The sequence below is a fragment of the Chitinophaga sp. 01L420 genome, from assembly GCF_056399985.1.
This window is the reverse complement of the sequence record NZ_JBFTSK010000004.1, coordinates 151082-166785: the sequence shown is the minus strand read 5'-3', so window position 1 is coordinate 166785 and position 15704 is coordinate 151082. Positions and strand designations below refer to the sequence as shown.

Annotated in this window: 14 protein-coding genes; 2 read left to right on the top strand and 12 right to left on the bottom strand. The window is 45.4% G+C overall.

Features of this window, described 5'->3' with window-relative positions; all coding sequences use genetic code 11:
* Positions 1 to 5: 5 nt before the first annotated feature.
* The 9 genes from AC1DP6_RS05975 to AC1DP6_RS05935 form a co-directional block, all read right to left on the bottom strand.
* Positions 6 to 1559 carry a lipopolysaccharide biosynthesis protein gene (locus AC1DP6_RS05975; RefSeq protein ID WP_477054003.1) on the bottom strand — a complete coding sequence of 518 codons (1554 nt, stop codon included), beginning with the start codon at positions 1557 to 1559 and terminating at the stop codon, positions 6 to 8.
* Between the two features lie 10 nt (positions 1560 to 1569).
* Positions 1570 to 2667: a GDP-mannose 4,6-dehydratase gene (gmd, locus tag AC1DP6_RS05970; protein WP_477054002.1), complete on the bottom strand. Its 1098-nt coding sequence runs from the start codon at positions 2665 to 2667 to the stop codon at positions 1570 to 1572.
* Positions 2668 to 2702: 35 nt separating this feature from the next.
* Positions 2703 to 4049 (bottom strand): UDP-glucose dehydrogenase family protein, encoded by a 1347-nt coding sequence (locus AC1DP6_RS05965; RefSeq protein ID WP_477054001.1) that lies wholly within the window; start codon positions 4047 to 4049, stop codon positions 2703 to 2705.
* Between the two features lie 11 nt (positions 4050 to 4060).
* Complete coding sequence (gene fcl, locus AC1DP6_RS05960; RefSeq protein WP_441572151.1) at positions 4061 to 5005, bottom strand: GDP-L-fucose synthase; 945 nt, start codon at positions 5003 to 5005, stop codon at positions 4061 to 4063.
* Positions 5006 to 5030: 25 nt separating this feature from the next.
* Positions 5031 to 6053 (bottom strand): mannose-1-phosphate guanylyltransferase, encoded by a 1023-nt coding sequence (locus AC1DP6_RS05955; protein ID WP_477054000.1) that lies wholly within the window; start codon positions 6051 to 6053, stop codon positions 5031 to 5033.
* A gap of 20 nt (positions 6054 to 6073) precedes the next feature.
* The gene (locus AC1DP6_RS05950; RefSeq protein ID WP_477053999.1) at positions 6074 to 6580 is read right to left on the bottom strand and encodes a transcription termination/antitermination NusG family protein; all 507 of its coding nucleotides are present in this window, start codon (positions 6578 to 6580) and stop codon (positions 6074 to 6076) included.
* Between the two features lie 120 nt (positions 6581 to 6700).
* Positions 6701 to 9052 (bottom strand): GumC family protein, encoded by a 2352-nt coding sequence (locus tag AC1DP6_RS05945; RefSeq protein WP_477053998.1) that lies wholly within the window; start codon positions 9050 to 9052, stop codon positions 6701 to 6703.
* 3 nt (positions 9053 to 9055) lie between these two features.
* Complete coding sequence (locus AC1DP6_RS05940; protein ID WP_441572155.1) at positions 9056 to 9862, bottom strand: polysaccharide biosynthesis/export family protein; 807 nt, start codon at positions 9860 to 9862, stop codon at positions 9056 to 9058.
* A 126-nt stretch (positions 9863 to 9988) separates the two neighbouring features.
* Positions 9989 to 10708, bottom strand: coding sequence for a response regulator (locus AC1DP6_RS05935; protein ID WP_477053997.1), 720 nt, complete (start codon positions 10706 to 10708; stop codon positions 9989 to 9991).
* A 416-nt stretch (positions 10709 to 11124) separates the two neighbouring features.
* Between AC1DP6_RS05935 and AC1DP6_RS05930 the strand changes: the two genes are divergently transcribed.
* Positions 11125 to 11844, top strand: coding sequence for a sensor histidine kinase (locus AC1DP6_RS05930; RefSeq protein WP_477053996.1), 720 nt, complete (start codon positions 11125 to 11127; stop codon positions 11842 to 11844).
* A gap of 3 nt (positions 11845 to 11847) precedes the next feature.
* Here AC1DP6_RS05930 and AC1DP6_RS05925 read toward each other — a convergent pair whose 3' ends face one another.
* The gene (locus tag AC1DP6_RS05925) at positions 11848 to 12948 is read right to left on the bottom strand and encodes a T9SS type B sorting domain-containing protein (protein WP_477053995.1); all 1101 of its coding nucleotides are present in this window, start codon (positions 12946 to 12948) and stop codon (positions 11848 to 11850) included.
* A gap of 181 nt (positions 12949 to 13129) precedes the next feature.
* Between AC1DP6_RS05925 and AC1DP6_RS05920 the strand changes: the two genes are divergently transcribed.
* Positions 13130 to 14080, top strand: a complete 951-nt coding sequence (locus AC1DP6_RS05920) for a YiiG family protein (RefSeq protein WP_477053994.1) — start codon at positions 13130 to 13132, stop codon at positions 14078 to 14080.
* 55 nt (positions 14081 to 14135) lie between these two features.
* Here the strand turns inward: AC1DP6_RS05920 and AC1DP6_RS05915 are convergent, their stop codons facing one another.
* Complete coding sequence (locus tag AC1DP6_RS05915) at positions 14136 to 15086, bottom strand: DUF6607 family protein (protein ID WP_477053993.1); 951 nt, start codon at positions 15084 to 15086, stop codon at positions 14136 to 14138.
* A gap of 21 nt (positions 15087 to 15107) precedes the next feature.
* Entirely contained in the window at positions 15108 to 15701 is a 594-nt protein-coding gene (locus AC1DP6_RS05910; RefSeq protein WP_477053992.1) for an HmuY family protein, read from the bottom strand.
* Between the last annotated feature and the right edge of the window lie 3 nt (positions 15702 to 15704).

Below are 15704 nucleotides of genomic sequence, written 5' to 3'. Positions count from 1 at the left end.
ATACGTTAGTTCGCTTTTAGTACTACCAGTCTCGCCTGTAGTTTTGAAAAAATCCGGTTGAATAGTTGTTCCATCTTAGCTGTTTCATCAGGTGTTAATCCTATTAGTCGTATCCATAAACACATAGACAGCATGCCGGTCAGCGCAGTAATGCCTAACCTTATAAACCCCTCCGGCATCAGCAACTGTGGTACACCGGCCAGTGCTACTGATAAAAACACGGGTATTACTGCCTTTACAATCACCTGTTTGGTAAATACGGCTGGTGACAAACCCGTAATATTTTTAGCGGCGATCATGCGATAAATGCCACTCACCACCTCTATGCCGATGGCGCTGGTTAATACAGCCGACACCGGGTAACCCATTTTCAGCAATAACCAGGCAATAGGTAAGTTGAGTAGCACCATGGTACTTACTACTACCTGGTACTTTTTAATTTTCCCGACAGATTGCACCGCGACCTGTATGCCGGCAGATAGTTGGTTGATGAGTGTGGCAATAATAATTAAGCGACACATCATGACTGTGTAGGCAGGTACTTGCTTGAGCCAGCATTGCAGCACAAAAGGCATTTCTATCATCATGGGAATGGCAAAAAAGCTCAGCAGGTAAAAGGAAAATTTACTGGCAATCATGGCCAGGCGCAACATTCGCGCCCGGTCTCCGCTGCCTTCGCTTTTAATGATCTGCGGATTCAATGCCCTCAGCATGGTCACAGAAAAATAACTCAGTTGTGCATTCACCTGGTTGGCAATACCATAGGCGGCATTCACGATGGTTCCAAAAAATACGTTGAGTAATAAAGCAAGTCCCTGGTTACGGGCTACTACGCTGCCCGCACCAAACATATTCCAGCCGGCATAGGCGAACATCTCTTTCAATAAATGCCTGTCGAAATAACTACGGATCCTGATCCTGCTTTCTTCATACTTCATGGCGCAGTATACCTGCTTAAAAAGCAGGAGTAGTACGGTTAGCAAGGCCGTCAATCCGCCGTATACAATCAGCTTATCGTAAGCGGTGTATTGCAGCATCACGGCAATCAGCAGTTTACCCAATGCTTCCACAATTCCGAGGATGGCTACCATCACCATGTTTTCCTGCGCAATCAGTGTAGCATCATAGGGCACAGAAATAATCGTAAAGAAAGCGCTGACTACCATGAACTGAAAAATGAGTTTAGCGGCAGTGGTACGCGATGCAGGAAAGTTCAGCACATGATCAAACAGGTAGCTGCCGGCTACTTCAAACAACAACACCAGCGCCAGCCCCAGTATAAAATGCAGCAACACACTGGAATTGAATACCAGCTTTAGCTTGTGATGGTCTTTTGTACCCAGGTGAAAAGACATATACCTTTGTGTGCTGATGGTCATGGCAATGTTCAGAAATGATAACATGGCAATCACGCCGCTGATCAGGTTAAACAAGCCATAATCCGCCGCTCCCAGCAGGTTCAATACCAGCCGGGTGGCATATAACGAAATAAAAACGGTGATAAGCATCCGTCCGTAGAGCGCACCCGTATTCAATATCACCCTGTTTGCTACCTGCATCTTTAGTATATTATCCGATTAAGTGTTCCAGTTGTGTTACTTCTTTTTTGGCAAATAATTCCACATCACTGGCCATCATTTCTTTTACCAGTGCCGGTAAATCATAAGCAGGTTCCCATCCCAATACCGTCTTTGATTTGGTAGGATCTCCTATGAGCAATTCTACTTCCGTAGGGCGGAAATATCTCGGATCTATTGCCACTACTTCCTTTCCTATCGGCAACGCATACACTTCATTGGTGCAGGCAGTGATTACGCCAATCTCTTCTACGCCATTTCCCTGGAAAGTAACCGTGATGCCCAGTTCCGCAAACGCCATGCGTACAAACTCACGCACGGTAGTGGTGATGCCGGTAGCAATTACATAATCATCTGGTTGTTCCTGTTGCAGGATACGCCACATTGCTTCCACATAATCTTTGGCATGTCCCCAGTCGCGCTGTGCATCCAGGTTGCCGAGGTATAATTTTTCCTGCAGCCCCAAAGCGATAGCAGCGGCACCCCTCGTGATTTTGCGGGTTACAAAGGTTTCTCCGCGTAACGGGCTTTCGTGGTTAAACAGGATACCATTGCAGGCAAACATGCCATAGGCTTCCCGGTAGTTGACCGTTATCCAGTAAGCGTATAATTTGGCTACCGCATAAGGACTGCGGGGATAGAAAGGCGTTGTTTCCCGCTGTGGTACTTCCTGCACCAGTCCATATAATTCAGAGGTGCTGGCCTGATAGATGCGGGTTTTCTTTTCCAGCTTCAGGATGCGCAGGGCTTCCAGTAACCGCAATGTGCCGATACCATCTGCATTGGCGGTATACTCAGGTGTATCAAAGCTCACACGTACATGGCTCATGGCCGCCAGGTTGTAGATTTCATCAGGCTGTGTTTCCTGTATAATGCGTATCAGGTTGGTACTGTCTGTCATATCGCCATAGTGCAAGCGGAAGCGCACATTTTCACTGTGTGTGTCCTGGTACAAATGGTCAATCCGTTCTGTATTGATTAAAGAGGCACGACGTTTAACTCCATGTACCATATATCCCTTTCCCAGCAGTAATTCTGCCAGATAAGCGCCATCCTGGCCGGTAATACCTGTTATCAGGGCTACTTTCATACGATCGATATTTTAGTGGTAAAAGAAATAATTTGTTATTGCATCAGTGCATTGACTGCCGAGGCTGCGGCATTGCCAATACCGTAATAAGTGAATCCCTGTTTGACTAATTGTACATCGTCATAAATATTTCTGCCGTCAAAAAGCAACGGCGTTGCCATCAGGCCATGCAGGCGTTTCCAGTCGGGCATCCGGAAAGCATTCCACTCTGTTACCAGCAGGATAGCTGCCGCATCTTCTGCAGCGGTATACATATCATCCGCAAAGGTGACACTGCTGCCCAGGTAAGGCAATGCTTCTTCCATCGCTACGGGATCATACACACTCACAACAGCGCCCGCGTCCAGCAGGTGGCGGATCAGCACCAGGGAAGGTGCTTCCCGCATATCATCGGTGTTAGGCTTGAACGACAAACCCCATAGGGCGAACTTTTTATCTTTGATGTCGCCGTCAAAGTGACGCAACACTTTATGGAAGATGACTTTCTTCTGGTCTTCATTCACTGCTTCCACCGCATCCAGGATACGGAGCTGATAGCCATATTCCCGTCCCGTTTGCATGAGGGCTTTTACATCTTTCGGGAAACAGGAACCACCGTATCCCATGCCCGGATAAAGAAAGTGTTTACCGATGCGTGGATCACTGCCAATACCCTTGCGCACCTGGTTGATATCAGCACCTACCAGTCCGCATAAATTGGCGATGTCATTCATATAGGAAATCCGCGTGGCCAGCATAGCATTGGCAGCGTATTTGGTCATCTCCGCAGAGGCGATGTCCATAAATAAAATAGGATGACCATTCAACAGGAAAGGGCGGTATAATTGCTCCAGTGTTTGACGGGCCTGGGCGGTATTAACGCCAATGACTATACGATCTGGCTTCAGGAAATCATTTACAGCTGCTCCTTCTTTCAAAAATTCCGGGTTAGATGCTACATCATAATCCAGGATCAGTTGCCTGGCAGATAGACTTTCCTTTACCGCACGATTCACCCTGGCTGCAGTACCTACCGGCACCGTACTTTTTGTGACTACCACCAGGTAGTCCTGCATCAATGCGCCTATCTGATGGGCCACCTGCAATACATACTGCAGATCAGCACTACCATCTTCCCCCGGCGGCGTGCCTACCGCAATAAATACTACCGCTGCCCCCGGCAATGCAGTGGCCAGGTTGGTGGTAAAAGACAATCGCCCGCTTTGCTGATTGCGCATCACGATCTCCTGTAATCCGGGCTCATAAATAGGTAGTACACCGTTTTGTAAACGGGCAATTTTAGCAGCATCCACATCTGCACAAATCACTTCTGTTCCTACTTCTGCCAGACAGGCGCCGGTTACCAAACCAACATATCCTGTACCTACGATCACTACTTTCATACCTATAGTATTTAAGATTGTAATTTGAACTGATCCTGCTGCAGGAAATCTCTGTAAGCCATCACCAGACCTTCTTTCAGGCTGATACTATGTTTCCATCCCAGCCGATGCAGCCGGGATACATCCATCAGCTTACGAGGCGTACCATCCGGTTTGGAGGCATCAAAAAGGAGTTCTCCTTCATAGCATACCACTTCTTTAATATATTCTGCCAGCTGCTTTATCGTCAGGTCTTCTCCTTTACCGATATTCACCGGCTCCTTTTCATTGTAGTGTTGCATGAGGTATACGCAGGCATCGGCCAGATCATCAGCGAACAGGAATTCCCGTTTAGGCGTACCCGTTCCCCACACTGTTACTGATGGTTTGTTATTTACTTTTGCTTCATGAAACCGGCGGATCAGCGCAGGCAACACATGTGCATTTTCGGGATGATAGTTATCGCCAATGCCAAAGAGGTTTGTTGGCATCACACTGATGAAGTTGCAGCCATACTGGTCGCGGTAAGCCTCACATAATTTGATGCCGGCAATTTTAGCGATAGCATAAGGTTCATTGGTTTGTTCCAGCAAGCCTGTCAGTAAAAAACTTTCTTTGATAGGTTGTGGTGCCATACGGGGATAGATACACGAACTACCCAGGAATTGTAGTTTAGTCACTCCGTATTTCCAGGCAGCATGTATCACATTGGAGGCGATCATCAGGTTATCATACAGGAACTCCGCCCGGTAAGTATTATTCGCATGAATACCGCCTACTTTGGCCGCTGCGAGGAATACATATGCCGGCTTTTCCGCCGCAAAAAAATCATCTACTTCTGCCTGTTTGCGTAAATCAAGACTGCCGGAATTACGGGTAATGATGTTATGATAGCCCAGTGTTTCCAGTCTCCTTTTGATGGCGCCACCCACCATACCGCGGTGCCCGGCTATATATATCGGATCATTTGCTTCCATATTTATTCATTATTTGTGTCGGTGTTTATAGTAATTCCGGGCGATTTTCTTTCACCCATTTATGCAATTGCTTGATATCCTGTCCCCGGCCCCGTTGCATGATCAGCAGCGCGCTGGCAGTATTTACCACCACCATATTCTCTACTCCTACCAGCGCTACCAGTTTATCTTTTCCGATGACCATATTTTTTTTCGGGTCGCTTTCAATAAATACTGCCTGGTGATTACGGTATTGATAATGCTGAGAAAGCGCATCTGCCAGGGCTTCATAGCTACCCACATCACTCCAGTCCATTTTTGTGGGCACCACTTTTACGATGCTGCTTTTTTCCAGTACAGCATAGTCGATGCTGTCTGATGGAATGGCTTCCATGGTTTCTCTTGACAATGCGCCGGTGCTTTTCCATTCTGCTGCTGCAATGGCAGCGGCTTCATAAATAGCAGGTGCATGTTGTTGTAATTCCTGCAGCATAATGCGGGCCTTGCAGCAAAAGATGCCACTGTTCCACAGAAAGCCACCTGCAGCCAGCATGGCCTCTGCTACGGGACGATCCGGCTTTTCAATAAAGTGCAGTACATCATGACCGGAATAGCTGATATAGCCGAATCCCGTTTCCGGATAAGTTGGTACCAGGCCGATGGTCACAATATGATTGCCAGCTGCCAGGATGCCTGCCGTTTCAATAGCCATGGCGTATCGGTCCGGCGTACCGATGAGGTGATCGGCAGGAGTGATCAGTAAAATGGCCTCGGGATCGGCGGTAAAAGCAGCCAATGCGATGGCTGCGGCTGTATTACGGCCCACTGGTTCTGCGATGCATACGGGTGCCGCAGCTCCTGCCTGCTCCAGTTGTTCGGTAACAATGGCTGCCTGTTGCTCATTTACGATAGCCACTACTTTGCTGCAGGCAAAACGATTACGCCGGAAGGCCAGTTGCAGGAGACTGTAGCCATCGAACAGGGTTAATAACTGTTTGGGCGTTTGCTGGTTAGACAAAGGCCATAACCGCGTGCCGGAGCCGCCGCAAAGAATAATATGCTGCATCATAAATAAGGTTGGTTGTTTTATCAGTAATGATGTCCGTTCACGATTTTACTGCCAGCAATGACGGTGATCTCTCTGGAAGGAACGGTGGCCTCCAGTATGCACCCTAAACTGCTCAATTCTACTTTCACCCGGTTTCTGCTGATGGCTATAATTTTACCCCCGGAAGAGGTTCGTTGCTCTCCTTCGCCAAGTATCGGTACCTGTGCCACAGATACATCTTCATAATCCCTCAGAAAGTGCCGGATCAATGCAATTTCATGGTCAGGTATGACCGCCGGTTGGCCCAGCCAGTATACAAAGTTGACCACATTATCTGTTTCACGGACCACCCAACTTCTGCTTTCAGGAATATGTACAAATACATAAGAGGGGAACAATGATTCCTGCACGATTTTACGCGCACGTACCAACTCTTTAACAGGATGGTAGTGTTCCACTTTTTTACGCGCGAACAAGTCCGCTACTTTCTTTTCGCATTTGGCCCGGGTATACACCGCATACCAGGCCGATGGTTGTTCATTAAACATAGGAGCCGGTTTTTAGGTTGTCGGATAGTTTTGTAGAATTTATAAGGGCAGGACCGGGCATAGCTACACCCGTTATATTTATAAGATATGGTGGTATCGATATATAATTTACAGTCGCCGTTACTTTGTAGTGCGCCTGAACAAGCCTGGTTTCTTTACTACTTCCGTGTAGCCGTATCCGTTAATATCACCGTATCCGGATCCATAGCCGTATCCTGCTACACCTTGTCGTTTTATTCCGTTAAATACAACATTCAGTTTTCCCAGTTCCCTGTTCTGATACAACTCTTCTACCAATTTCAGGTAGTGTTTGGGGGTTCGCTGATGCCGCACCACATACAGGGTGGCATCACAGAAGGGCGCAATTAACCTCGCGTCTGTCACCAAACCTACGGGAGCAGAGTCAATGATGATATAATCAAAACGTTCTTTCAGTTGCTGGAGCAGGTGTTCCAGCTGACCATTCAGAATAAGTTCGCTGGGATTAGGCGGCATAATACCGGCAGACAGGAGGTACAAAAACTCATTGTCTCCTACCTTTTGCAGGATTTCCTGCAGCGATGCTTTTCCTACCAGGTAGTTGCTGATGCCCGGATCTACGCGCATGCCCAGCATTTTGCTGATCATCGGTTTCCTCAAATCAAACTCCAGCAGTGCTACTTTCTTTTTCGCAAGAGAAAGGCTCATGGCCAGGTTCAGGGATACAAAACTTTTCCCTTCACCGGAAATAGAGGAAGTAACCAACAAAGTTTTACGATCTCCATTCAAACCAATATAGGACAAAGAAGTTCTTAAGGCCCTGAACTGTTCTGCCACTGCGGTTCTGCTGTTATTACTCATCACCACCGGATCCTTTCCATCGTGGTGCATAATTTCAGCAGCGATGGGCGCCGTGGTTACTTTTTCAATATCTGCCCGGAACATTACCTCCCGGTTCATCATATCTTTCACGGAAACAAATCCTGCTACGAGGGCCATTGCACCCAGCACGGAAATGGCCAGCACCATCGGTTTCTGCGGACTGAAAGGATAGGCCGCTGATTCAGCAGCATCCACTACCCGGCTGTCTGATACGGCCGCGGCATAAGCCAGGGCTGTTTCTTCCCGCTTCTCCAACAGAAAAGTGTAGATGTTATTTTTAATTACCTGTTGCCGGCTTACTTCCAGCAAGGCTTTTTCCTTACCTGGTACACTGCGGATAATGCCCATGTTACGGCTATTCTCTGCCTGTAATCTCACCATACCTGCCTGCAGGTTAGCACGCAGACTACCAATATTTTCCATAATAGCCGGCTTTAACCGATCGCACTGACGATTCAAACTGGCCAGCAGCGGGCTGTTTTCACCGGTTGTTTTGCGCAGCCGGTCCAGCTGCAATTCTGTTTCTGATAACTTCGTTACCAGCTCCAGCAATACCGGGTCAGAGAGACCAATAGTACCGGGCACTATATTACCTCCGGGGTTTTGACTGTTCACATATTTTTCAATCGCATCCAGCACAGATAATTGCATATTAGCTTCGCTGATTTTACGATCATTTTCCTGTACACTGGCGAGGAACAGTTTACTCTGCTCGCTGATGTCCACAATACCTTCCTTAGTTTTAAAATGTTCCACCTGTGTTTCTGCCTGTCCCAGTTCCGTGCTTACAATGCGCAGGCGTTCTTCCACAAAGCTCATGGTGTTGGCGGAGGTTCTGTTTTTATCTTCTACTGCCGCCTTGTTATATACGCTGATCAATTCATTTACAATCGCTTCTCCACGTTCAGGGGCAGCATCTGTATATTCCAGATCCACTACGCTGCCGGCTTTGGCAGCAGGCATAATTTTCATGGTGCCCAGCAGGAGCTGCATCCATTGTTTTTCTGTCATCAGGTGCAGGGTGTAACTCGCTGCAGTATCAATATGCCCGCCCTGCGACTGTATAACTAATTTGCCCCATCTTGTTTGCACCGTATCTCCCACCGGATAACGCTTACCATCTATGACTACACTTTTTCCTGATGCCTGGTAAGTAAATGGCCACATGCCTGTTGCGGCCATTTGTATGGCATCGGGTTCCAGGAAAACGAATTTAAGCGGGCTATCTTTATATAGTACTACATCTCTTATTTTCCCTTTCTCAATCACTTCACCGTAGAGGTTAAGGTTTCGTATAACCGCTTTCGTTAGTGTGCGTGATTTCAGTATTTCAATTTCATTTTCCATGACTGTTTTAGCACCGCCCAGCAGGTCGAGTGACTGTAGCATATCACTGGCGCCAAGACCGTTAGATGATTCCTGTACCAACAGCACACCAGAAATTTTATATAACGGTGTAGCATATCGGAGGTAAAGGAAAGCACCTGCCAGTGCAGCAACAACAGCAGCTGCAAACAGCGGCCAGTAAGGCAGATAGCGGGAGCGAATGAGCGTAAGTATGCTCAATGGCGTTTCACTTTGTTGCGTTTTATGTCCGTTTACTTTTTGCATACACTACTTATTAATGACTAAACGGTCCAGGATAATAACGAGCAATGACAAACTACTGAGAACAATGGGCAGTATTTGCCGGGACCTGTCTGCAGTTGCTATTTTTGATTTACTGGGTTCCACATAAAGTATATCATTTGATTGCAGAAAGTAGTAAGGAGAATTCAGGATACGTTTATCATTCAGATCCAGGCGCCGTATAATCCGCTCCCCATCTACCTCCCGGATTAGCAATATGTTATTTCGTTTACCAAACACCGTTATATCACCTGCCATTCCCAACGCTTCCAGTACTGATATTTTTTCGTTGGTAACATTTACAACCGTTGGTTTACTGACCTCTCCGAGAATCGTTACCCGGTAATTAAGAAATCGTATATTGACGACCGGATCTACCAGCAGTTTACGTTCTATCAATTGATCGTGGAGATTTACGGTGAGCGCCTTTTTTGAAAGGCCGGCTACTTTTATGGGCCCTAATACYGGATACTGAATATATCCTTGTTCATCTACCAGGAAGCCTCCCAACATTGCGCCTGCACCGGCGTTGGCTCCTCCTGCACCAGCAGCAGAGGTCATGTTGGACACATTATAGATGATTACATCCTCCGGATTAAGACTGCTTACATTGATCTGCAGTATATCATTCTTTTGTATCCGGGGCTCAAAATTGCCATCAACTGGTGATAATATGGTGTCTTTTACATCACTGAAATAAACAGCATTTTTTGTTGACACGCAGGAAGTAAACAAACAATTTAAGCATAGCAATCCCAATCCCATCCAGGTTAAGCAGGTTTTCAATATCATATATGGCATTTTACATCATCACTTACACACTCTTTACATCTCCCTACAATATTACGCTGGTTCGCACTTGGATTCAATTACTTACTACAGTATAAATTGCCTTATTACACGGTATCTTACTACTCATTAAAGTAAGCTGTCTGTAAAACCAGTGAACATATCTGATAAATTAAAATCTGAAGAAAAATTATTGATTGTAGTAAAAATGACGAGTGAGAATAAATTATTTGACCAGATTTTTGAAATCAATTCTGATTTGGTGGATACATTCAGCTTCTGATACACTTTTTTTAGGTGTTGGTTCACAGTGAACACGGTAACAAACAACTGCTGCGCCATTTCCTTATATGAGTAACCTTCTTTCAGCAACTCCACCAATTCATACTCCCTGCGGGTAAGCTTATCCTTAATACTTTCCAGCGGATCTTTATTCAGATGAGTGATCAGCAGATGCGCTGCTTTGGGTGATAGTGTAGCACCACTTTGTATTGTATCCATGATAGACTGGTAAATATCACTTAAACGGCTTGTTTTGATAATATAACCGTTGGCGCCTTTTTTAATGGCTTCAATAATATACTGCTTGCCATCATGTCCGGATAACACAATTACTTTCGCTTCCGGATAAAGTCGCTTTACTTCTGATATGCCATCAATGCCTGACATACCAGGCAAAGTAATATCCAACAGGATTACTTTTACATCCGGATAAATCACCGGCAGGGCAATAAATTCCTCTATAGACTTGCAGGCAAATACAACTTTGCACTCCTGGAAATCTTCCAGAAATTCACGATAGTTGTTTAATAGAAAATGATTGTCTTCAATGATTCCTATGTTAATCATACACTAAAGGGGGGTTAGGTTCTCGGTTGATATGGTACAATAAAATAATCTTATAGTAAATATAACATGAAAAAGAATAGGCAGATAGCACAAAAATATATCTATCTATTTATTAATTATTTATACATTATTAATACTAACATTCTAATTCATAAAACACTTTATAATTATTTATATATTTATAATTATTTACGATAATGCCATTTTATTCATAACAACATTTTTATAAAACAGCAATCAATATTCAATCAAACTACTTACTATAAAGCTTTACAAGCTAATTTATAAATACATTATTAATAATATAATGTATTCTTTAAAAACTTCCGTATATTGCATGTATAACCATATTTATCCCGCCCGCCGATACCATCGAAATACGAAACCTTATTTTCTATTCAACCAAAAACCAACGTATGCTAAACAACGCTAAGAAGCATGCAGTCAGAGAAAAATCTTTACTGGAAATGAGATCGGAATATATTTCTATGGCAACACATGAATTTAAAACACCGATCATCGCCATTTCTTCTTCTATTGAATTACTCGAAACAAAAATGCAACTGGATGAATTAATGTTGCCTTTCTATGAACGGAATATTTCCCGTATCAAAGAAGAAATCATTGTACTCCGTAACATGGTGGATGACATACTCACCACTGGTAGTATGGTGGCAGGTAATCCCGTTACCCAACCGGAAGAAACAGATGTATGCAGCTTCGCTAAAATGATAAAGCAGCAATACTTTCACAAACGCAGTGATAAGCGTCAGTTACGGATAAAAGTCTCCGGCAGTCCGCGGCCTCTTCATATAGACAGGAGCCATCTCACCGGTATCCTCACCAACCTTATCAGCAATGCCTTCAAATACTCTTCCGGCCCTGGTCCGTTACTCAGTCTTCATTATAGAAAAGATCAATTACGCATCAAAGTAAAAGACAGTGGCATTGGTATACCGGAAAAGGATATACGATTTTTGTTCACCCCTTTTTTCCGCGCGGGAAATGTAGGTGGTAGAGAAGGCACAGGACTCGGACTGGCCATCGTAAAATCATTTGTAACGGCTAACAACGGGGAGATCACTGTCAGCAGCGGGTTAAATGGTTCCGTTTTTACAGTCACTTTTCCATTATGAACATCAACGCAACAGCATTACACTTCCTTTTAACATGCGCGGTTGTTGCGAGCTATCCGTATACGTACATACGTATACATAAGCCTGCACATCCGCAGGTATTCCTTTAAAACTACCGTCCCATCCCACTTCAGGAGACTGGCTCATAAATATCAGTTTTCCCCACCTATCATATACCTGTAACCGGTAGTCGTGTATTGCATCATATACTTTGGGGCGGAAAACATCATTCTGTCCATCATGATTAGGTGTAAATGCTGTAGGCATGACCACCAGACAGTTTTTCCAGGGCGATGCTACCGCAGCGGCAACTGTTGCTGTAAAATGATGACTATCCTGTATCTCAGCGGTATGTGGCCCTGCTGCCAATCCGGGAAATATACTATCCGGTTGCCATCTCCCATTATCCAACCTATACTGAAAAGGAGGTACCCCACCGCTTACATGCAGCGTAATACTTCCATCATTGACGGCTCCGCAGCTACAGGGTTTCACAGATGCCTGGAGCGCAGGTAACACCAAACGATCTATTGCGGACAAATTATCCAGTAGCAAAGCAATCCCATACTGACTTTTGTTACACGGTGCAGTGGGATACGCCACCAGGGAAATATAACGATATGAGGCAGCTGCATGAAACACGGCATCGTAGCGTTGCCAGGTTTCGTGCGTAAAATTGCCAGATGACCACAATAACGCTGCCGTATCTCCGGGGGTATTACCGCCATAAATCCCCAGGTTGCCATAGCAGGCCGGATAAAGATAATAAGGGGTGTAGGCCAGGTCAACACTCAACACATAATCCACATTTGCCTGCAACGGCTGCGGCAATTCCTGCCCAATACCTTCCAGGAACCCCTTACCGCTATGCATCCCCACATAGCTATTGCCGGCTGCCGGCGCCAGCTTTATCTCAAAAACACCGGGCTGCGTATCCGGCGTACCAAAAACAACATGCCAGGAAACAGGCAATATCCCCTTACCAGGACGACCTTCGAGGGATGGGTTGCTGAATGGTATCTGTTGCGCTTCTACCTTAACAGAAAAGGATAAAAACAGCCAGCAGCAAAGCATTCCGTAAATAATACCCGGTTCTGAAAACATGCAGTTGATTTGCCGCATTAAAATTACCGGTTATTACAGTGATGGCATATAACTCATTTAAGTAGTTTGTGCACCTTACATTTCTTTTGTTTTGTGTACCTGAAAAAATATCTTTGCCCCGGAAATTACCCCTGCACGCAATTGTGCAATTGCCTAATCCGAATTTAAACACCTTAGCATCATGAAAAAATCTATTCTGTACATTCCCCTTGGCTTCATGCTGATAGCCACTGCTATGTCATGTGATAACACCGGGAAATCAGGTAGCAACACAGCCTACGATGAAAAACCAGCTGCCGCTGCAAACCAGGTCATTGAATACACTAACCTGATCGTTGACCTCTCGAACAAAAACTCTGACTACGTAGTCCGCCTCGTGAAAAATGCAGACCGCGTGGAAGAAATACTAAAAGAAAAAAGCAATCCTGTTTTCCTGGGCAGCATCATTAAACCTATCATGATCCCTGCTTTTAACCATGGCAAAATCACGGTAGACAAACCCGTAGATGCTCTGAACAAAGCAGATCAGGCTTTCTTTAAAGAAAAAGTAGCCAGCTTCACCAGCTCCTTCGACAAAATAAAAGCGACCTATGCCAAACTGGATGATTACCTGAAAGCACAGGACTTTAAAGATGACAAAGGCGCCAAAGGACTTGCCCTGGCAGATTCTATCCGCAAAGATGCGCAGGTATTCTTTGATCAGAAAGTAGTACTGATGAAAAGAGTGAATGAAGTTGCAGATGCCAGTGAGGTGATTATCCTGAAAGACAGCCCGCTGAAAGATTATATCATCGCTATGAAAGCAGATATGCAGGCCGTTCGTAATTATATCAATCTGCTGGAAGAAGGCGGCGAGGATTATAACAAAATAAGTGCAGCTGCACAAACAGCTTATGATGGCCTGGAAAAAGATCAGGCGGCGCATGCGGCCCTTGACCTGGCGAATGCAGAAAAAGAAAGCAAAGGCTCCTCCTATAAATCGTTCTGCGATAGCTACCATGAATTTCTGCTGATGGCCAAAAGGATGATGCGCGATGCCAAAGAAAAAGGCACGATGACAGAAAGCCAGCTGGAAAGCCTGAATAACTCACTAGATACGATGATCGGAAGGTATAACAGCTTCACGAAATAAAGGCATAAAAAAGCCGCAGCCAGGAATGGCTGCGGTGCTTTTCTTATCCACTCGTTTATCGTTGTAAACTCAACTCCGCTTTTGTTGCAAACTGCTGCAAAGTCACCCCTATCTCTTTCTCCAGTGCCTCTCCCGTCAGTTCCTTACGGAACGCTTTCTCTTCCAGCACCATCATCACTTTATACAGCGGTTCATTATTCACTTTCTTCTGCAGGTTAATGACGCTGTTGGCACCATACACTTTATCCCAGCCTTTACGAACAACCGCCCAGAAAGCCTTGTTCTGCTCCCACCATTCTTTTGCCTGCCGGCATTTCCCTTCGTCTGTCCGGTTATAGGTATTCAATCCTTTTTCTCCTACGATCACTTTGTCTTTACCATTGGCTCTGACCACTTTCTGGTTATCCTGTTCATGAATGGAACCGGTGGCGGTAATTTCATGGTGATTCGTACGGTGTAATACGTTATAGTCCTTGCGGGTAGTATACTCCCTGCGCGGCAAAGGTGCATCGCTGGAAGATTCCCAGTAGTGGCGGCCATCGGTATGTACCCAGGTTGCAGACCCTTCATAGCGCGGCTCATCGTCTACGCCATATACTTTTTGTGTCCACTGTCCTTTTACCTGTGCAGCCGGCAGGGTTACTTTTTTCCATTCGTTGTCCTGGTTGTAAGCCAGCAGTTGCTGGTTTTCATATTGCCAGTCTTCCGTCCAATGCTTGATTACATTGCTGTCTGCTATCAGCAGATGCTGCAGAACAATGCGGTTGCGGTCTTCCGCGGCTACCGTCACGTATTCTACAGCGTCTATTATTTTATGATACCCTTTGGGTTTATAGCTGCTGTCAGCAGGGAAAGTTTCAGTGTATTCAAAAGTAACTTCCTGGCAACCACACATGCTTTTAATAGCGGCTTTATCCTGTGTCACTTTATCGTTGCCCTTCTGTTGAGCGGTAGCGCTCAATGCCATAAAGGTGGCTGCGATGGTTAATCTGGTAATCTGCTTCATGAGAATATACGATGGTTATTATTATTTGAAATTGCGGGAACCGTCTGCCTGGTATACATACCGGAATGAATAGAAACGGCTCGGCGAGTTAAGATCCGGTGTAGCAGGTGCATCTTTATAGTAACTGCTTACTTCCAGCTTGGCATATTTACCACTGGCAGTTTTCAGCACAATAATAGCGCCGGCAACAGGAGTAATAATATGTGTAGTCATGTTATAGGAATACCAGCCGGCGACAGCTTTGGTAGCAGCGGCGTCTGATTTGTAGCCTGTTTCCGGTGCTACTGCCAGGTTATTATATACGCCGGTAATCACCTGTGCTTCTCCTTTACCCGGGCCGCTGCTGCCACCATTAATGATAATGGTAGTTGCTTTAAAGGCGATATCCCATTTGGCAGAGGCAGAGTCGCTGTTGGGAACAATCTTACCATCTGCCAGGCTATAAAAGGTAAACAGGTCTTTTTTGGCGGCATCAGCATCCACATTGGTCACTACTTTGGATTGCAAGGTAACAACAGGTGTGGGGCGTGCTGGTTCATCATCATCTTTACTACAGGAAGACAGTGCGAAGACGGACATCAGCAGCATACCTGCTGTAAGAAATTGTATTTTCATATA